Below are 17,457 nucleotides of genomic sequence, written 5' to 3' on the forward strand. Positions count from 1 at the left end.
TTTTAGAGTGCACGCTTAAAACTTGTCGTTAAGTACAATCAATTAATTTAAACAAAGAATAATTACCCCTTTTATTCGTAAGAAAATTTACGAATGAAAACTTTATTCAAAAAAAATGAGCTTGGGCCAAAAAAGAAAAAGAGCCTAAGCTTGCCGGAATCATTTCTTGATGCCAAAACAATGGCCGGAATTGCAATTTTTGTTTCAGCCTCTCTTTTTGCACAGGAAAAAACGGTTTCCGACACTACAAAAACCAGGAATCTGGATGAGGTTCTGGTTTCTGCCGTACGTGTTACGGCGCAGACTCCCGTTACTTTCAGTAACATTAGCAAAAAAGAATTGGAATCCAGAAATTTAGGGCAGGATATTCCGGCCTTGTTGAATTATCTGCCATCGGTGGTAGTGACTTCCGATGCCGGTAACGGAATTGGATATTCAGCAATCAGTGTCAGAGGTTCTGATTCCAGAAGAGTTAACGTAACACTCAACGGAATTCCTTACAATGATTCTGAATCGCAAGGCACTTTTTGGGTCAATATGCCCGATTTCACATCATCCGTTCAGAACATACAATTGCAGCGTGGGGTAGGAACTTCTACCAATGGAGCCGGAGCTTTTGGTGCCAGTTTGAACCTGCTTACAGATTCGTATGCAACCGAAGCCAATGGCGAAATTTCCAACTCTTTCGGAAGTTTTAATTCCAGAAAGCATACACTGAAATTCAGCAGTGGATTGATTAAAGACCATTTTGAGCTGGCCGGACGCGTTTCTAATATTAAATCTGATGGCTATATTGACAGGGCATCGTCAGATTTGAAATCCTATTTCTTTCAGGGAACATATGTAGGCAACTCGACATTAATAAAAGCGTTGGTGTTTGGAGGAAAAGAAAAAACATATCAGGCCTGGAACGGACTCGAAGACCCGGAAAAGCTTAAAAATGACAGGACTTACAATACGGCAGGAGAATATGTTGATGATAACGGTGTAACGCGTTTCTACGATAATGAGACGGATAACTACGACCAGGACCATTATCAGTTGCACTGGAACGAGCGTTTTTCAGACAATTGGAGCACAAACCTTGCCTTTCACTATACAAAAGGAAAAGGGTATTATGAAAACTACAAAAAGAAGCAGGATTTATCAGAATATGGGATTGAACCACAGATAATTGATGGTGTAGAAATAAAGAAAAGCGACCTGATTCGAAGAAAATGGCTGGATAATGATTTTTACGGAACTACATTTTCTGCAAACTATAAAAAGGAAAAAATAGATTTTATCTTAGGTGGTGGCTGGAATAAGTATGAAGGAAGCCATTTTGGGAATGTTTTGTGGACGCGAAGTGTTATCCTTCCGGAATATGATTTTAAATACTATGACGATTTTTCGACCAAGACCGATTTTAATGTTTTTGCAAAAATCAATTACAGGCTGAATGAAAACTGGAGTCTTTTTGGAGACCTGCAATACAGAAATGTAGGATATAAAGCCAATGGGGCAGACACCGGTCTTGTGGATGACAACTTTAATTTCTTTAACCCTAAAGCAGGTATTACTTATCTTGTCAATGACGAAAACAATATTTATTTCTCCTATGCCCGTGCGAACCGCGAACCAAACCGAAGCGACTACGAATCCGGAAATCCAAAACCTGAAAAGCTGAATGATTTTGAATTGGGCTGGAGATACAGCTCGCCTAAGACAAAAATCAATGTCAACGGATATTACATGAGATATAAGGACCAGCTTGTCCTGACAGGTGCTTTAAACGATGTTGGAGCGCCAATACGCCAAAATAGCGGAGAAAGTTACAGGCTTGGATTGGAAATCGATGCTACTCTTTTTGTAGCAGAGAAATGGATTTTCCGTCCAAATCTTACCATAAGTACTAACAAAAATGAAGATTTTGTTTTTCAGCGTGATGGGGTCCTGGAAAAATTGGGGAATACAGATATCGCCTTTTCACCAAATGTGATCTTTGGTAATGCCATTACGTTTTTGCCTGTAAAAAACATGCAGGTTTCACTTCTGACAAAATTTGTAGGAGACCAATATATGGGTAATATTGATTCAAAAGCCTCAAAATTGAAAAGCTATGCTGTGAATGATTTGAATATTTCTTATGAAATTAAAACCAATACGGTTTTTAAATCGATTATCTTTTCAGGGCTGGTGAATAATATTTTTGATTATGAATATGAATCAAATGGTTATTTCTATACTTATGATGACGATTATTCCAATCCGGGTACTATAAAAACAATCGAAGGAGCCGGATATTTTCCACAGGCAGGGATTAATTTCCTGGCAGGAATGACATTGAAGTTTTAAAAATTAGTTTTTTAATTATTTCCCGAAGCCTGGCAGGATATATGACCTGTCAGGTTTTTTTATTTCAGGATATTTTTCCATTCGCCCGATTCGGCAAATTCTTTTATAACCTTATTTCTTTGAGCTAAAAAGGAGCGCAAATAGTTTTCCAAAAAAATAAAATCGGCTAATTTTCCCAAAATACCCAAAGGCGATTCATATTCAAAAATATCGGTCATCAGGGTTTGGTTGCCAACAACTTCAAAATGATGTTCGTGCCGGAATTTTTTGAAAGCACCTTTAATCATTTCATCGGCAAAAAAAGAAGGGCGATTATAGTCGGTTATTTTGGAAGTCAGATATTTTGTGAATCCTAAATGTTTTGCACGCCATGTCACAGTATCGTTTAATCCAATTAACCCTGAAGTTTTGCCAGACACGGCTTTCTCCTGAGTTTGTTCTGTCGAAATGGTATGCAGGTCTATACTCCTGGATAGGTCAAAAACGACATCCAGCGGAGCTGTAATTGCAGTTTTTAAACAGATTCGGGGCATTTTAATTATACACCCGGATAACGTTTCCGGTAACCTGGATTCGGTAAGGCTTTAGCGGATATTCAACATCGGCATTCGGAAGTCCGGTGAACAGACTGTACATCACATCATCACATGGGCAAACAGCATTGATTCCTTCAACTACAAGTCTCGAACAGCTACTGGCGTATTGATTGGGGCAGCTGGCATCATAAGCTTTGAAATTTCCGGCTCCGGCATTAAAAACAATAATACCGTTGGCACCGGCGCCATTAAGCGTAATCAGCTTGCCGTTTCCTGTATATTGCAGGTCGCTGTAAAGCGGAAGATTTAAATTGATATCGACACTAAAAGAATAGTTGGGGATATAAGGATTCCGGTTGTTGATTTTGCTGTCGGAGCATGCTGAAATCGCAATGCCGATAAGCAAAAGGACAATAATCTTTTTCATAGCAAAAATTTCTGTTCTATAAATTTGTTGAAACAAATTTAATTTAATTAACTTTGGTTTTATATACTAGCAGTATTAAATATTAAATTGAATTAAAAATACTATCTTTGTGAAAAGAAATCCCGTCGTGATGGGATTTTTTCTATTTTATATAAACGACGAAATTATGAGTAACGTATCTTATTATACAGCGGAAGGCTTAAAAAAATTGAAAGAGGAACTAGAACAGCTAAAAAGTATTGAACGCCCAAAAGCGTCACAGGCTATTGCTGAAGCTAGAGATAAGGGAGACTTGTCTGAAAATGCAGAATATGATGCGGCTAAAGAAGCTCAGGGTTTGCTCGAAATGAGAATTTCAAAACTGGAAGAAGTCTATGCTAACGCCCGTTTGATTGACGAGTCGCAGCTTGACGTGTCTAAAGTTTTGGTATTGTCAAATGTGAAAATCAAGAACCAGTCCAATGGTATGGAAATGAAATATACGCTTGTTGCAGAAAGCGAAGCCGACCTGAAATCGGGAAAAATTTCCGTGACATCACCAATCGGAAAAGGACTGCTTGGTAAATCGGTAGGCGAAATTGCAGAAATTACGGTACCAAACGGTATCCTGAAATTTGAGATTTTAGAAATCACCAGAGACTAATCATTTAAAGTTTAATCCTAAATCTAAAAAGAATGAGCTCGATTTTCACTAAAATAGTCAACGGAGAAATTCCTGCCTATAAAATTACCGAAGATGCAGACTATCTTGCGTTTTTGGATGTGAATCCAAATGCCAAAGGTCATACTTTGTGCATTCCAAAAAAGGAAATCGACAAAATCTTTGATATGGATGAAGACCATTATTTGGGATTGATGAAATTTTCCAGAAAAGTGGCAAAAGCATTGGAAAAAACTGTGGTATGCAAAAGAATAGGTATGGCCGTAATAGGACTTGAAGTGCCTCATACACACGTGCATTTGATTCCGCTTAACGAAATGGATGAAATGCGTTTCCAAAACAAAGTAAAACTGACTAAAGAAGAATTTGAAGCATTGGCTAAGGAAATCCAGGCCAATTTGTAAATTCTTTTTAAAAAGTATAAAAGCCGCAAATTCAATTTGAATTTGCGGCTTTTTTTATAGCTTTCTTAAGCTAACCAGCATACAGGTTCCCTTTCCTAATTCTGATGAAAACACTTTGATTCTTCCATCGTGGTATTCTTCAACAATTCTCTTTGTCAAGGAAAGTCCTAGTCCCCAACCGCGTTTTTTGGTCGTAAATCCGGGTTCGAAAATTTGTTTGAATTCTTTTTTAGGAATTCCTTTTCCGGAATCACTCACTTTTATCTTTACAAAACGGCTGTCTTCTTCAATAACAATCGATAAATCGCCGCGACCTTTCATGGCATCAATGGCATTCTTGACCAGATTTTCAATCGTCCAGCTATGCAATATCGGATTGATTGAAGTCATGATAGGATGGTTTGGCGCCTTAAACGAAAAATTAATCTGGTTTGAAAATCTTGATTTCAGATAGTCATACGATTGTTCCGTTTCGGCAATAATATCTTTTTCTTCTAAAACAGGCTCTGACCCGATTTTTGAAAAACGATCAGCTATGGTCTGCAATCTTATGATGTCTTTTTCCACTTCCGTGACTGTAGTTTCATCAACATCATCAGCCTTCATGATTTCGATCCAGCCAAGCAATGAGGAAAGTGGCGTTCCAATTTGATGGGCCGTTTCTTTTGCCATACCAGCCCACAGCTTGTTTTGGGTAGCCATTCTGCTGGCGCGATAGAAATTAAAAATTAAAAGCCCAAATAAAACCAGAATCAGAAATAGGGCTATAGGATAATATTTCAGGTTGTTTAAAAGTGATGAATTTCCATAATAGACATATTGGGTTTCTCCGGGTAATTCAAGAGCTATTGGCTCGTTTTCATTTTTGAAATTTTCAAAGAAAGCCTTGGCCTTAATAGAATCGTTGGCAATTTCGTCATCAATATTTCTCATTCCCCTGATATTTCCATTTTGGTCTGTCCATACAATCGGGATAGTTGTGTTTTTATCAACAATCTGTCTTGGAAGTTCAATATCATCATTTTCCAAATCAGCGTTATTGATGGTTTTTAAGGAAGTAGCCCAAATTTGCATTTTGACATGTTCCTCGTTTTTAAAAATCTGGAAGAAAGTGTAAGTGTTCCAAAGAATCAGGGAAATGATAATAAAAGAGATTATGATAATAATCCAGCGAGTGACATTTCGTTTTTCAGAAAACTGCATAAATTTTATTTTGAGGTATAAATATAAGCAAAAGATATAAAGTCAAATTTTGAAACTGTTTATAAATCATAAACACTTCGCTTATTCTTCTTGATGCAATTTATTACTTTTGTTTAAACGCAGAATTTTATGATTAGTATAATACCGAAGGAAATCCCGACAGCAAAATTGCAGGGGTATCTTCAGGGGTCAGTAGGACCAAGGCCAATAGCCTTTGCCAGCACGATGGACCATAACGGAAAACCGAATTTGTCACCGTTTAGTTTTTTTAATCTTTTCAGTGCGAATCCGCCAATTTTGATTTTTTCGCCCTCAAGAAGAGTCCGGGACAATACTATAAAACATACGCTGATTAATGCCGAAGCTACCCGTGAAGTAGTCATCAATGTTGTTACTTATGATATGGTACAACAAGCATCTTTGGCAAGTACAGAATATGGAGATGGAGTAAATGAGTTCTTAAAAGCCGGATTTACGGCTATTCCTTCGGATTTGGTAAAGCCTTATCGCGTAAAGGAATCTCCCGTACAGTTTGAATGCAAGATACAGGAAATTATCAGCCTTGGAACAGAAGGCGGAGCCGGAAATCTGATTATCTGTGAAATCGTTAAGATGCATATTGATGAGAAGATTTTAGATGAAAACGGAAGTGTGGACCAGCATAAAATTGATTTGGTTTCGCGTTTGGGGGGGAATTGGTATTCGCGTTCGAATATGGGATTGTTTGAAGTTGAAAAACCATTGACAACCTTAGGTATTGGAGTAGACCAGATTCCGGATTTTATAAAAGAAAGCCCGGTTTTTGATGGTAATGATCTAGGCAAACTGGGGAATGTTGAAGCATTGCCTACAAGCGAAGAAGTTGCTATATTTGTAGACCAGAATTTTGCCGTAAAAGGTGTGTTAAGTTCTGATGATCAGGAGAAAGTGCATTTAAAGGCAAAAGAATATCTTGACAATAATGAAGTGATGGCGGCATGGAAAGTGCTGTTGTCTGAAAAAATATAATGAGACGGCTGAATTTACAAGCCATATAAATAACAAAAACAATAGAAGATTATGGAAGTTACAGGAAGAGTTAAGGTAATAAATGCCGAACAGCAAATTAGTGCGTCATTTAAAAAGAGAGAATTGGTCGTTACAACAGACGAACAGTATCCGCAACATATCATGATTGAGTTTACGCAGGATAAATGCGATTTGTTGAATAATTATACGCCAGGTGAGCCTGTAAAGGTTTCAATCAACCTAAGAGGAAGAGAGTGGGTAAATCCACAAGGTGAAACCAAATATTTTAACAGCATCCAGGGCTGGAGAATTGAAAAATTGCAGCCTGAAGCACCTTCTGCTCAACAAGCACCGCCAATGCCAGCCAGAGAGGCTTTTGAGCCGGCAAATGACTATAAAGAAGAAGAGCACGACGACCTGCCTTTCTAATCAAAAAATAGAAAATTGTAAAAACCGCAACTATTGCGGTTTTTTTGTGACTTTAAGAAAAAATGAGATTGTATTTCCTTAGCAAAGAATTGTTTTTTCCTCCTGTGGAAGAAGCTAATCCGGATGGTACATTGGCCATTGGCGGTGATTTGTTGCCAGAAAGGCTTGTATTGGCTTACAGGAGCGGGATTTTTCCATGGTTTGATGATGATGAGCCTATTCTTTGGTGGTCGCCGCCGGAAAGAATGGTTTTGTTTCCTGATGAGTTTAAAGTTTCTAAAAGCATGAGGAATATATTGAACCGTGGTATTTTCAGAGTAACATTCAACCAAAATTTCAGGGATGTTATTTCCAACTGCAGCACAATCAGCAGAGACGGTCAGCAGGGAACGTGGATTTCTGAACAGATGATTGAAGCCTATGTGAAACTCCATGAAATGGGAATTGCAAAGTCTGTAGAAGTCTGGCAGGATGAAGTACTGGTTGGAGGGCTTTACGGTATTGATTTGGGACATGTTTTCTGTGGTGAAAGTATGTTTTCCAAGGTTTCCAATGCCTCTAAAGTAGCTTTTGTTTCGTTGGTCAGGAAATTAAAGGAGGAAAATTATAAACTTTTGGATTGCCAGGTTCATAATAGCCATTTGGAAAGTTTGGGAGCCAGGGAAATTTCGAGAGAAGATTTTATGGCGATTCTTAAAAAAGAATATTGATGAGAAAAAACACTATAATTATTGGGTTGCTGCTATCTGTTTTATACGCTTGTAATTCGGTTAAACTGCCAGATGTAAAGGTTAATGCATATCCATTAGGCTATTCTCAGAAAATAGAAGGAGACAGCCTGATTATTACGCTAGACAACAGGTTGGAATGTCCGGTGCGGATAGTCTTAAATGATTCTTCTTTAAATAAGCGTTTTGAAAACAAAGGAATTGTAGTGCTGGAACCCAAAGAAAAGAGAAGGACTGGTGTTTTTTTAGGGCGTAAAGAATATACTGCCGGGGCAAATTATATGCTGGGTAACGCCATCAGCTATCCAAAAGATAATAAGCTGTCCTTACCATTTCAGAATGGTAAACAATATAAGATAGTACAGGGACATAACGGGAACTTTTCCCATAATGAAGGATTGTCAAAACTAGCCCTGGATTTTGATTTAAAAGTGGGTGATACTGTATGTGCGGCTGCCAACGGTTATGTTGTGGGTCTTGTCGATAAGTATAAATACTATGGCAAAAACAGCTCATGGAAAGATTATGCCAATTTTATCACGCTTTACCATCCGGAAACGGGTCTGTTTACAGAATATGTGCATTTAAAAGAGAATGGTGCAAAGGTAGCAGTAGGGGATTTTGTGAAAGCAGGGCAGCCTATTGCCTTATGCGGAATGATAGGTTGGACTACAACTCCTCATTTGCATTTTGTTGCCTATTTCAGAAATACAGATTGGAAATCTGAACCTATAGAAATTGACTTTGCAGAGAATTACAAAAGTGGAAGTTTAAAACCCGGAAATGTCGTAAAAAAATGATGTTGAGAATGCTGTGGCCTTACTTTTTGGTCCAGCATTCACCAACATGGTCGTTTACCATTCCGGTAGCCTGCATATGTGCATAAATAACGGTAGAGCCAACGAATTTAAATCCTCTTTTTTTCAAATCTTTACTGATTTCGTCAGAAAGTGGAGTTGTAGCGGGAACATCAGCCAATGTTTTTGGATTGTTTATAATGGGCTTGCCTCCGGTAAATTTCCAGATATAATCTGAAAAACTTCCGAATTCTTTTTGTGTTTCCATAAAAGCCCGGGCATTGGTCACGGTAGCACGTATTTTTAACTGATTCCTTATAATTCCTGTGTCCTGTAAAAGTTCCTGTATTTTTTCTTCGGTATATTGAGCCACCTTTTTATAATCAAAATTATCGAAAGCTTTTTTGAAGTTTTCTCTCTTGCGAAGTATGGTAATCCAGCTCAAGCCGGCCTGAAAAGTTTCTAAGGTAAGGAATTCGAAGAGTTTTTGGTCGTCATAAACAGGAACGCCCCATTCTTCGTCATGGTATTTTTCATATAGGCTGTCGCCAACACACCATCTGCATCTGATTTTTTCCATTGCTTCGATTTTACTCCAAATATAAATAAAAATCCCGCTTCGGAAGAAGCGGGATCAGTATATAAGATAGTGTTCAGGAGATTATCCTAAAGCAGCTCTTTTGAAGCCAGTAACAGTCAAGCTTGGGTCAACAGATTTTACATATCCGGAAACGCTAACAGCACCGTCTTTAATGTAATCCTGGTTTACCAATGTATTGTCTTTGTAGAAACGTTGGATTTTACCTTTAGCGATGTTATCTAGCATAGCTTCTGGTTTTCCTTCCTGACGCAATTGATCTTTAGCGATTTCTACTTCTTTTTCAATGATAGATGCATCAACACCAGCCTCGTCTAACGCGATTGGGTTCATAGCAGCAGCCTGCATAGCAACGTTTCTGGCAGCTTCTTCAGCACCAGGAACATTAGCAGAAAGAGAAACTAGAGTAGCGATTTTGTTACCTGCGTGGATGTAAGATCCAACGAAAGCACCTTCTAATCTTTCGAAAGAACCGATTTCGATTTTCTCTCCGATAACTCCGGTTTGCTCGATTAATTTGTCAGCAACAGTGATTCCGTTGAAATCAGCTGCTAAAAATTCTTCTTTAGTCTGGAAGTTTAAAGCAAGGTTAGCCAAATCTGTAGCCAACTTTACGAAACCTTCATTTTTTCCAACGAAGTCAGTCTCACAGTTCAATGAGATTACAACACCAGAAGTTTTATCTGCATTTACAACAGCGATAGCAGCACCTTCAGTAGATTCTCTATCAGATCTGTTAGCAGCTACTTTTTGGCCTTTTTTACGTAGGTTTTCGATAGCTAGTTCGAAATTTCCGTCAGCCTCAACAAGCGCTTTTTTGCAGTCCATCATCCCGGCACCAGTCAGGGTTCTTAATTTATTTACATCTGCAGCAGTTATAGTTGCCATTTTAGTGTGTTTTTTTAAGGGTTAAAAATAAAAAATTCCAAAGTCTAAATTCCAAATCCCAAGTTTATTAAATTATCAACGTATTGTAATTTATCTGGAAATTGGAATTTAAATATTTGGAATCTAATTTAATTTATTCTTCAGTAGAAGCTTCTACAGTCTCGTTTGGAGCGTCAGTAGCTTCGTCAACTGGCTGTTCAACTTCTTTGTCAGAAGTAGTGTTTCTGTCAGAAAGACCTTCGATAACAGCAGCAGTTACTAAAGATAAAATTTTCTCAATTGATTTAGAAGCATCGTCATTTGCAGGTATTACATAATCTACCTCTCTTGGGTCAGAGTTTGTATCTACCATTGCGAAAACTGGAATGTTTAATTTTTGAGCTTCTTTAATCGCGATGTGTTCAGCTTTAATGTCTACAACGAACAATGCAGCAGGAAGTCTTGACATATCAGCGATAGAACCTAAGTTCTTCTCTAATTTTGCACGAAGACGATCAACCTGTAAACGTTCTTTTTTAGATAATGTCATGAAAGTACCGTCTTTCTTCATTCTATCAATAGAAGCCATTTTCTTAACCGCTTTTCTGATAGTTACGAAGTTAGTCAACATACCACCTGGCCATCTTTCAGTGATGTAAGGCATGTTTGCTGCAGCTGCTTTTTCAGCTACGATATCTTTTGCTTGTTTTTTGGTAGCAACGAATAATATTTTTCTACCTGATGCAGCGATTTTTTTCAAAGCTTCATTAGCTTCTTCGATTTTAGCTGCAGTTTTATATAGATTGATAATGTGGATTCCATTACGCTCCATATAGATGTAAGGAGCCATGTTTGGATCCCACTTTCTAGTCATGTGTCCGAAGTGAACACCTGCTTCTAGTAATTCTTTAACTTCTACTTTGTTTGCCATTTTAATAAATAGTTTACGTTCTGTTGATTAGCAATGTATAAATGGCGGATTACCGGCTGAATACATTTAGATGCTAAACTAATTTCCTGCCTCGACAGGGAATAACAACATTGTTTTGAATAATAAATGAACGGTGTCTTTTCTGTTACCGAAAAGACGGTAATATTAACGTTTAGAGAACTGGAATCTCTTACGAGCTTTCTTCTGACCGAATTTCTTACGTTCAACCATTCTAGGGTCTCTTGTTAATAAACCTTCTGGTTTCAGGATAGCTCTGTTTTCAGCATTTACTTCGCACATTGCGCGAGCGATTGCCATTCTTACAGCTTCTGCCTGACCAGTTGAACCACCACCATAAACGTTTACTTTTACGTCAAAGCTTGAAGCATTCTCAGTCATTGAAAGAGGTTGCAAAACTTTGTACTGTAAAGTTGCAGTCGGGAAGTAAGTTGTAAATTCTTTTTTGTTTACCGTGATGTTTCCAGTTCCTTCTGTAACATAAACACGGGCAACAGCGGTTTTTCTTCTACCGATTTTGTGAATTGTAGCCATTACTTAAGATCGTTAAGGTTAACAGTTTTAGGTTTTTGAGCTTCGTGAGAGTGCTCAGAACCTACAACAACATTTAAATTTCTGAAAAGTTGTGCGCCTAATTTGTTTTTAGGTAGCATTCCTTTTATTGCTTTTTCCACTAAAGATGCAGGGTTTTTTGTCTGTAATACTTTAGCAGTCAAAGTTCTTTGTCCTCCTGGGTAACCTGTATGACGCATATAGATTTTGTCATCCAATTTGTTACCTGTAAGGTTGATTTTTTCCGCGTTGATAACAATTACGTTATCTCCACAGTCCACGTGCGGTGTATAACTCGGCTTGTATTTACCTCTAAGGATCATAGCGACCTTTGAAGCAAGACGGCCCAAGTTATGACCTTCAGCATCAACAACAATCCACTCTTTCTTTACAGTGGCTTTGTTTGCTGAAATTGTCTTGTAGCTTAATGTGTTCACAATAATTTATTTTAATTAAACATTCCATCCCCAATAAAGGGGTTGCAAAAGTACAATAATTATTTTTAAATGCAAATACCTATAAAAGATTATTTTAGAGGCTGATTATCAGATTGAAAATCTGTAAATGAAGAAGGGCAAATGTAAGCATTATTTTTAATTTACTGATTCAATAAGGACGGTGGTTGATTTTTAAAAATAAAAAACCATCTAAAAGGCTTTAGATGGTTTGCTGGAAGTATGAATAGGTGATTTTATACAATAAACAAATTGGCTATGTTCACAGATTGTTGTGTGGTTAGCGGTTCGTCATAGGATTCTGATCCGGCCAATCCGGGAATTGCAGGTCCTAACGATCCGTTGTTTACGGTGCTGGTATTAAATCCTGCCTGGGTTACATTTTCTTCTCCGTCATAGACTGCTTGTGTTGCAGATGGCATTCCGGCGCCTCTTTGGTTTCCCGTAATCCATCCTTTAAGTCCTCGCAATCTTCGCACTTCCGAGGCATGGCGGGCTTCTACAGAATGAATCTGCAAGGCGGCTGTCAGTAAATCGGGTGTCGATATCAAATTGCCGGCTTGTCCTTTATAGGCTCTTACTCCCGTATCTTCAAAAGCCTGTGCCAATACTAAAAATTGCTGGTATGCGGCGGTGGCGCCTATTCCTGTAGTATTGAAAGGATCAAAAGCGCCTCCGACTGTAAAGTCAAACGTTGGTTTTGCAACCGCACTGGCTCCGAGCCCTGCAATCAGGAACTCCACATGGCTGGCTTCGTGCTTTGCAATCTGCATGAATACTTTTTCGTCTCTTCCGCCGGTTGGAATAACTCCGGATTCCAATCCTAATCGATAGAATTCGTCTTCAAGATATTCTAATGTTAAGGCAAGCTGTAAGGCTCCAATAGGTGTGCTTGGCGTAGGCCCTATATCTGAAGCAAAGGCTTTGTTGGTAAATGCCGCCAGTCCTAACGGAATTGAGGCCAGTGCTAAATTTTTACCTAGTTGTCCAAATTGCCCGAAACTATCTCTTCGGGAACCTTTACTGTTCATTAAATGGTCATCAGTAAAGGACTCTATAAATTTTAATAGATTCATAATTTCTAATTTTTTTGGTTAGTGTTTAAGGTAAATAGGTAGCCGTGAACTCCGTTGTGATAAAACTGCCGGCTATGGGAAGTATCTGCGATGGATTTTTGGCGGCATCCAGACCATTTGAGGCGTTGACAACATCATCGCCTGCAAAATCATTCGAATTAGGATTGATCAAACTCCTTATAGCGGAGGCGTGCCTTGCTTCAACAGAAACAATTTTACCTGCCAGCAATAAATAATCAGTACTTGTAATTAATTTTCCTGCTCCGTTATAAGCTGCAACACCTGTATCTTCTAATGCTTTTGCTGTCCCCAGAATAGAACTCCTGCTGCTAAAGTTTACAGTGCTGAAATCAAATTGCAATGCAGGAAGCAGTTGAGTAGAAGGATTAGGCAGGGCTCCGGTTAAAGCGACCTTGAAGAATTCTCTGTGGATTACTTCGTGGGCGTATAAATCAGAGAGTATCTGTTGTTCTTCGCTGTTAAAAAGTGCCCCGAAATTATTCAGGTTGACAACACGTGTATAAAAATCGGCTTCAAGCTGTTCTAGTGCATAGGCATAAGTCAAAACACCCAGGTCGCCGCTTCCAAGATCAAATTTGCCGTTTCGTACTCCGGGAGCATAAGGGCCATTGTTCATGGAATCATCGTCATTATTACAGCCGGTTAAGAGCAATCCTGTGGCTGCCATAGTGAGTCCGCTAATCTTTAAGAAACTTCTTCGATTGGTTCCCGAAGTTAGCTGTTCTTTTACAGTTACTACGTTTTTCATAAAGTTAGACATTTAAAGGTTAATAATTCATTGGTTGATTTCAGACTTTAGCAAGAGCCTGATTGAGTCATTTACGTAGTAATTGTGTTGGTGGTTTTCATAAAATGTTATATAATTACCATTTATACCGGTATTATTTTGTGTTTTTATTTATCAGGAGTGTGAATGTTTGTTTTTGATTTAACCTGCGTCAAAAGTGTGCTATTCATCAGGAAGCATATTACTTTTTTAAAAAACCGAAAGAATAGGAGATAGTTGCTGGTTTACTTATTGTAAGGTTTAATACGAATTTTAAGTGTAATTTCTATTTTTTCACTTACTTTACATTTCCTTAATTATATGAACAGCGATGAAACCAAAAGCAACCTTAAAGCAAATAGCCAAAGAATTGAATGTGTCTGTCTCTACTGTTTCTAAAGCATTGAGCAACAGCCCGGAAATCAGCGAGCCTACAAAAATTAAAATTCAGGAATTTGCTAAGCTTAAAAATTACAAGCCGAATAATATTGCCATCAACCTGAAAAACCGAAGCACAAAGACCATCGGGGTTATTATTCCGAATATCCTGAATCCGTTTTTTGCCAAAGTGTTTAGCGGAATTGAAAAGAAGGCAAATGAAAAAGGCTATAATGTGATTACCTGTATTACTAATGAATCTCTAAAAAAAGAAATCCATACGATGGATATGCTTAGCAACGGAACAATTGATGGGTTTATCTTGTCAATTGCGGAAGAGACGCAGAAACAGCAGGAATTTAAGCATTTCAAGGATGCGATTTCAGATGGTATTCCTATTGTTATGTTTGATAGGATTTCTGATGAAGTAAATTGCGATAAGGTAATTGTTGATGATTTCGATTCTTCGGTAAATGCTGTGAATCATATGATACAACTGGGTTGTAAAGATATAGCGCTGCTAACAGCGATTGACAACCTGAGCGTAGCGAAGTTAAGGGCGCAAGGCTATGCAAAGGCTTTAACTGATAATGATATTGCAATCAATAAAAATTTGATTATCCGTACTGATAATCCGGATGAGTTTGATTTCCGATTGAATGAGCTTATCAATACTCAAAAAATTGACGGTATTTTTGCGTTAGACGAGCATGCTTCGACTATGGCAATGAAAATGGCTATCAAAAAAGGAATTAAAATCCCTGATGAACTCTGTGTAATTGGTTTTGCAGACGGTGTTTGGTCCCGAAGATTAACACCAAGTCTTTCTACTATCAGCCAGCACGGAATTGAAATAGGAGAAGAAGCGGCCAAGATGCTTATTGAAAAACTGGAAAGTAAGGAGGAAGAATATGCTTACCGTACAACGGTTATCAAAACCGAACTGCGCCAAAGAGATTCTACCCGAAAGTTACCATAAAACAAAACCCGCTAATCGCGGGTTTTGTTTTTTTATAGGTTTATTTTTCTTTAGTGAGCTTGAATTCATGACCGCCTTGCAGTATCGTCATTGCATTTGGCGAAAAGACCAATTCTAAACCGGCAGGGTCAAAATTGAATTTGGTGTCGCTTAAAGGATTAAGCGGAAAAGATTCCTGACCGGTTGCCTGGCAAATTAACACGCCGTTTTCTTCCTTGATTGAAATTTTTAAAGGAAAATTAGGGTCGGAGTAGATGCCCACATATTTTTTAAGAATGGCAACATCAACGGTAGCCGTTTTCAGATTAGGGAATCGGTAAGGCATTTTATAATAAATACTCAAAATTCCAATCATTATTCCGTCTGTGTCATAACCTTGCCCGTTGTCAAGCAATGCAATGCTGAGTTTTTCTTTTGGATAATGAATCAAAGAAGACGTAAAACTTTCGATTCCGCCTGAATGTCCATAAAATCTCCTTTCTGCAAATGGCATGGCGAATATTCCTTTTCCATATCCTTTTTCGATAGTAATCATAGTGTCCAGGGAAGGCTGCTTTAATAATTTTCCGGAAAATAATGCGTTGATAAAGGCAGTCAGGTCGGAAGCAGATGATAAGATAGCACCGGCACCACCCGGAATAGACATATCTTCTTTTGAAGCGTCTTTCCAGTTTTTTCCATCCCATTCATAAGAAAGGGCTTCATTTTTTGCTCCGGTGGAAAACCCTGTGTTTTTTAGCCCTAATTTTTGGATGATTCGGGAGTTAATATTGTCCGCATAGCTCTTTTTCGTCAGGTCTTCAATAATCCAGCCCAGGATGACGTAGTTGGAATTACTGTATTCTGCCTTTTCTCCCGGTTCAAAAACAGGCTTGCCTGCTTTGATTTTCTTCATCAGTTCGCTACGTGTTTTTGGCAGTTTTGCATAGGTTGGATAATCCAAATCATTTGTAAAGCTGTAAATACCGCTGGAATGGCTGAGAAGATTGTCGATAGTGATGTGTTCTGAATTTTGTATTGTCGGGAAGAATCTGGACAGTTTGGTGTCGAGTGTCAGTTTTTTTTCTTCGATAAGCTGTAAAATGACAACCGACGTGAATGTTTTTGTAATAGAACCAATTTTATATCGGGTTTGGTTATCTGCCTTGATTTTGTTTTTCACATCGGCATAACCATAGGTGTTTTCAAAAATAATCTCGTCGTTATTTCGAATGGCAACGCTTCCCATGAATTTATTATTCGAACTAAGATAATTCAATAGGCTGTCGATTTTGTCAAATCGTGTCTCACTTTGTCCAAATGCGTTTAAGGATAAGGAGATGGATAGGAATAAGAATATTTTTTTCATGATAAAAACAGTGTCCTAATTATTAATAATCATATTTTTATTTCGGATATCAATTGTAATCTTATCGCCAAGCCAGTTTATACTTCCAATCGCTTCATAAATCAACCCGTCAATAAAAGTAGCCTTAAAATTAGTGGCTGAAATTTTGTTGCTCGATTCAGTATTTATTTTGGAAAGGTTGGTGTAATAATAATTGTTTCCTTCAGTTGGCTTGAAATCGCTTTTCTGATGTTTCATTTCTGTTTTTGAAGGGTCGATTCCTAACGATTGCATGTATCTCGAATTGAATCTGAATACGTTGAAGCCGGCGCCACTGTCTAAATTCATTTGTACAACAAGTTTGTCGTTGAGTTGAACATAGGTGGCTATCCCTAAGGTTTTTTCTAAATCATCTGAAATCTGGATAGGGATAGAAATACCTTTTTTTGCGAGTTCTTTGACTGATTTTTCTGTTTCTAAAACCAATACTTTATCCTTGTAATCGATGGTGATGGGAATGTTTCTGAAAGGTAATAACGATATCAGGCCATCAACAGGGAAATCCAAATCAATAACAGTAAATTTTTCAGCGTTTAACTTTTGGTTGCCAATTTCTAAACTTTTCGTATCCCAAAGATCCGCTACAATCTCTTCGCCTGTAGCCCTGTGGCCGGTATAAAATCCATCCGTTTTTTTCAGGTCTTTCACGTTGTCCGCAAATTTCTTTGTCAATAAATTAAGTCCGGCACCGGTGTCAAAAATAAAATTTCCTTCTACATTATTTATTTTTGCTTTTACTAAAATATGACCACTTCCAAGCAGCGTAAAGGGAATGGAGATTGTTTTATTGATTTGTTCCTGTCCAAAAGAATTCAGGCATAAAAGCAGGCATAGAAATAAAGCAGTTTTTTTCATTGTAGGGTTTTGAGTGGTTATTTATATGACGCAATTTGTCTGTT

20 protein-coding genes are annotated in these 17,457 nt (G+C 38.0%); 8 read left to right on the forward strand and 12 right to left on the reverse strand.

What is annotated here, in order from left to right:
• Nucleotides 1-93 precede the first annotated feature (93 nt).
• The gene (locus BGO88_RS12790) at nt 94-2,337 is read left to right on the forward strand and encodes a TonB-dependent receptor (protein ID WP_502686511.1); all 2,244 of its coding nucleotides are present in this window, start codon (nt 94-96) and stop codon (nt 2,335-2,337) included.
• 59 nt (nt 2,338-2,396) lie between these two features.
• On the opposite strand, the gene BGO88_RS12795 is transcribed toward BGO88_RS12790, so the two are convergent.
• Together BGO88_RS12795 and BGO88_RS12800 are read right to left on the reverse strand one after the other, a co-directional pair.
• A complete protein-coding gene (locus BGO88_RS12795; protein WP_286707117.1) occupies nt 2,397-2,870 on the reverse strand; it encodes an SRPBCC family protein in 474 nt (157 codons plus the stop codon).
• A 1-nt stretch (nt 2,871) separates the two neighbouring features.
• Nucleotides 2,872-3,300, reverse strand: a complete 429-nt coding sequence (locus BGO88_RS12800; RefSeq protein ID WP_056067993.1) for a Rieske (2Fe-2S) protein — start codon at nt 3,298-3,300, stop codon at nt 2,872-2,874.
• A gap of 166 nt (nt 3,301-3,466) precedes the next feature.
• On the opposite strand from BGO88_RS12800, the gene greA reads away from it, so the two are divergent.
• Together greA and BGO88_RS12810 are read left to right on the forward strand one after the other, a co-directional pair.
• Nucleotides 3,467-3,943: a transcription elongation factor GreA gene (greA, locus tag BGO88_RS12805; RefSeq protein ID WP_056068452.1), complete on the forward strand. Its 477-nt coding sequence runs from the start codon at nt 3,467-3,469 to the stop codon at nt 3,941-3,943.
• Nucleotides 3,944-3,975: 32 nt separating this feature from the next.
• Complete coding sequence (locus BGO88_RS12810; protein WP_056067995.1) at nt 3,976-4,365, forward strand: HIT family protein; 390 nt, start codon at nt 3,976-3,978, stop codon at nt 4,363-4,365.
• A 54-nt stretch (nt 4,366-4,419) separates the two neighbouring features.
• Here the strand turns inward: BGO88_RS12810 and BGO88_RS12815 are convergent, their stop codons facing one another.
• Nucleotides 4,420-5,568, reverse strand: a complete 1,149-nt coding sequence (locus BGO88_RS12815; RefSeq protein ID WP_286707118.1) for a sensor histidine kinase — start codon at nt 5,566-5,568, stop codon at nt 4,420-4,422.
• A gap of 129 nt (nt 5,569-5,697) precedes the next feature.
• Between BGO88_RS12815 and BGO88_RS12820 the strand changes: the two genes are divergently transcribed.
• From BGO88_RS12820 to BGO88_RS12835, 4 genes are all read left to right on the forward strand, one after another.
• Entirely contained in the window at nt 5,698-6,576 is an 879-nt protein-coding gene (locus BGO88_RS12820) for a flavin reductase family protein (protein ID WP_101471243.1), read from the forward strand.
• Between the two features lie 51 nt (nt 6,577-6,627).
• Nucleotides 6,628-7,005: a DUF3127 domain-containing protein gene (locus BGO88_RS12825; RefSeq protein ID WP_056068001.1), complete on the forward strand. Its 378-nt coding sequence runs from the start codon at nt 6,628-6,630 to the stop codon at nt 7,003-7,005.
• A 68-nt stretch (nt 7,006-7,073) separates the two neighbouring features.
• A complete protein-coding gene (gene aat, locus BGO88_RS12830) occupies nt 7,074-7,715 on the forward strand; it encodes a leucyl/phenylalanyl-tRNA--protein transferase (RefSeq protein ID WP_286707169.1) in 642 nt (213 codons plus the stop codon).
• Nucleotides 7,715-8,533: a M23 family metallopeptidase gene (locus BGO88_RS12835; protein ID WP_286707119.1), complete on the forward strand. Its 819-nt coding sequence runs from the start codon at nt 7,715-7,717 to the stop codon at nt 8,531-8,533. Before aat ends, BGO88_RS12835 begins: the two co-directional genes overlap by 1 nt.
• A 19-nt stretch (nt 8,534-8,552) precedes the next feature.
• On the opposite strand, the gene BGO88_RS12840 is transcribed toward BGO88_RS12835, so the two are convergent.
• From BGO88_RS12840 to BGO88_RS12870, 7 genes are all read right to left on the reverse strand, one after another.
• Nucleotides 8,553-9,110: a DNA-3-methyladenine glycosylase I gene (locus BGO88_RS12840; protein WP_286707120.1), complete on the reverse strand. Its 558-nt coding sequence runs from the start codon at nt 9,108-9,110 to the stop codon at nt 8,553-8,555.
• 81 nt (nt 9,111-9,191) lie between these two features.
• Complete coding sequence (tsf, locus tag BGO88_RS12845; RefSeq protein WP_056068006.1) at nt 9,192-10,016, reverse strand: translation elongation factor Ts; 825 nt, start codon at nt 10,014-10,016, stop codon at nt 9,192-9,194.
• A gap of 133 nt (nt 10,017-10,149) precedes the next feature.
• Nucleotides 10,150-10,926, reverse strand: a complete 777-nt coding sequence (gene rpsB, locus BGO88_RS12850; protein ID WP_056068008.1) for a 30S ribosomal protein S2 — start codon at nt 10,924-10,926, stop codon at nt 10,150-10,152.
• A gap of 165 nt (nt 10,927-11,091) precedes the next feature.
• A complete protein-coding gene (gene rpsI, locus BGO88_RS12855; RefSeq protein WP_056068009.1) occupies nt 11,092-11,478 on the reverse strand; it encodes a 30S ribosomal protein S9 in 387 nt (128 codons plus the stop codon).
• The gene (gene rplM / locus BGO88_RS12860) at nt 11,478-11,933 is read right to left on the reverse strand and encodes a 50S ribosomal protein L13 (RefSeq protein ID WP_286707121.1); all 456 of its coding nucleotides are present in this window, start codon (nt 11,931-11,933) and stop codon (nt 11,478-11,480) included. Before rplM ends, rpsI begins: the two co-directional genes overlap by 1 nt.
• A 254-nt stretch (nt 11,934-12,187) precedes the next feature.
• The gene (locus BGO88_RS12865; RefSeq protein ID WP_056068014.1) at nt 12,188-13,027 is read right to left on the reverse strand and encodes a ferritin-like domain-containing protein; all 840 of its coding nucleotides are present in this window, start codon (nt 13,025-13,027) and stop codon (nt 12,188-12,190) included.
• A 25-nt stretch (nt 13,028-13,052) separates the two neighbouring features.
• Nucleotides 13,053-13,796, reverse strand: coding sequence for a ferritin-like domain-containing protein (locus tag BGO88_RS12870; protein WP_056068016.1), 744 nt, complete (start codon nt 13,794-13,796; stop codon nt 13,053-13,055).
• A 349-nt stretch (nt 13,797-14,145) separates the two neighbouring features.
• Between BGO88_RS12870 and BGO88_RS12875 the strand changes: the two genes are divergently transcribed.
• Nucleotides 14,146-15,171, forward strand: a complete 1,026-nt coding sequence (locus BGO88_RS12875) for a LacI family DNA-binding transcriptional regulator (protein ID WP_056068018.1) — start codon at nt 14,146-14,148, stop codon at nt 15,169-15,171.
• A gap of 40 nt (nt 15,172-15,211) precedes the next feature.
• Here the strand turns inward: BGO88_RS12875 and BGO88_RS12880 are convergent, their stop codons facing one another.
• Both BGO88_RS12880 and BGO88_RS12885 read right to left on the reverse strand, forming a co-directional pair.
• On the reverse strand, nt 15,212-16,519 hold the full coding sequence (locus BGO88_RS12880; protein WP_286707122.1) for a serine hydrolase domain-containing protein: 1,308 nt from the start codon (nt 16,517-16,519) through the stop codon (nt 15,212-15,214).
• A 15-nt stretch (nt 16,520-16,534) separates the two neighbouring features.
• The gene (locus BGO88_RS12885) at nt 16,535-17,413 is read right to left on the reverse strand and encodes a retropepsin-like aspartic protease (protein ID WP_286707123.1); all 879 of its coding nucleotides are present in this window, start codon (nt 17,411-17,413) and stop codon (nt 16,535-16,537) included.
• Nucleotides 17,414-17,457 lie beyond the last annotated feature (44 nt).

Source organism: Flavobacterium sp. 38-13, from assembly GCF_001899155.1.
Classification (GTDB): domain Bacteria; phylum Bacteroidota; class Bacteroidia; order Flavobacteriales; family Flavobacteriaceae; genus Flavobacterium; species Flavobacterium lindanitolerans.

Coding starts and splice junctions, on each gene's coding strand:
- BGO88_RS12885 (WP_286707123.1), bottom strand. CDS start 17,413: ATGAAAAAAACTGCTTTATTTCTATGCCTGCTTTTATGCCTGAATTCT.
- BGO88_RS12870 (WP_056068016.1), bottom strand. CDS start 13,796: ATGAAAAACGTAGTAACTGTAAAAGAACAGCTAACTTCGGGAACCAAT.
- BGO88_RS12810 (WP_056067995.1), top strand. CDS start 3,976: ATGAGCTCGATTTTCACTAAAATAGTCAACGGAGAAATTCCTGCCTAT.
- BGO88_RS12835 (WP_286707119.1), top strand. CDS start 7,715: ATGAGAAAAAACACTATAATTATTGGGTTGCTGCTATCTGTTTTATAC.
- BGO88_RS12790 (WP_502686511.1), top strand. CDS start 94: ATGAAAACTTTATTCAAAAAAAATGAGCTTGGGCCAAAAAAGAAAAAG.
- BGO88_RS12825 (WP_056068001.1), top strand. CDS start 6,628: ATGGAAGTTACAGGAAGAGTTAAGGTAATAAATGCCGAACAGCAAATT.
- BGO88_RS12800 (WP_056067993.1), bottom strand. CDS start 3,300: ATGAAAAAGATTATTGTCCTTTTGCTTATCGGCATTGCGATTTCAGCA.
- BGO88_RS12865 (WP_056068014.1), bottom strand. CDS start 13,027: ATGAATCTATTAAAATTTATAGAGTCCTTTACTGATGACCATTTAATG.
- BGO88_RS12820 (WP_101471243.1), top strand. CDS start 5,698: ATGATTAGTATAATACCGAAGGAAATCCCGACAGCAAAATTGCAGGGG.
- BGO88_RS12840 (WP_286707120.1), bottom strand. CDS start 9,110: ATGGAAAAAATCAGATGCAGATGGTGTGTTGGCGACAGCCTATATGAA.
- BGO88_RS12880 (WP_286707122.1), bottom strand. CDS start 16,519: ATGAAAAAAATATTCTTATTCCTATCCATCTCCTTATCCTTAAACGCA.
- tsf (WP_056068006.1), bottom strand. CDS start 10,016: ATGGCAACTATAACTGCTGCAGATGTAAATAAATTAAGAACCCTGACT.
- BGO88_RS12815 (WP_286707118.1), bottom strand. CDS start 5,568: ATGCAGTTTTCTGAAAAACGAAATGTCACTCGCTGGATTATTATCATA.
- greA (WP_056068452.1), top strand. CDS start 3,467: ATGAGTAACGTATCTTATTATACAGCGGAAGGCTTAAAAAAATTGAAA.
- rpsB (WP_056068008.1), bottom strand. CDS start 10,926: ATGGCAAACAAAGTAGAAGTTAAAGAATTACTAGAAGCAGGTGTTCAC.
- rpsI (WP_056068009.1), bottom strand. CDS start 11,478: ATGGCTACAATTCACAAAATCGGTAGAAGAAAAACCGCTGTTGCCCGT.
- BGO88_RS12795 (WP_286707117.1), bottom strand. CDS start 2,870: ATGCCCCGAATCTGTTTAAAAACTGCAATTACAGCTCCGCTGGATGTC.
- BGO88_RS12875 (WP_056068018.1), top strand. CDS start 14,146: ATGAAACCAAAAGCAACCTTAAAGCAAATAGCCAAAGAATTGAATGTG.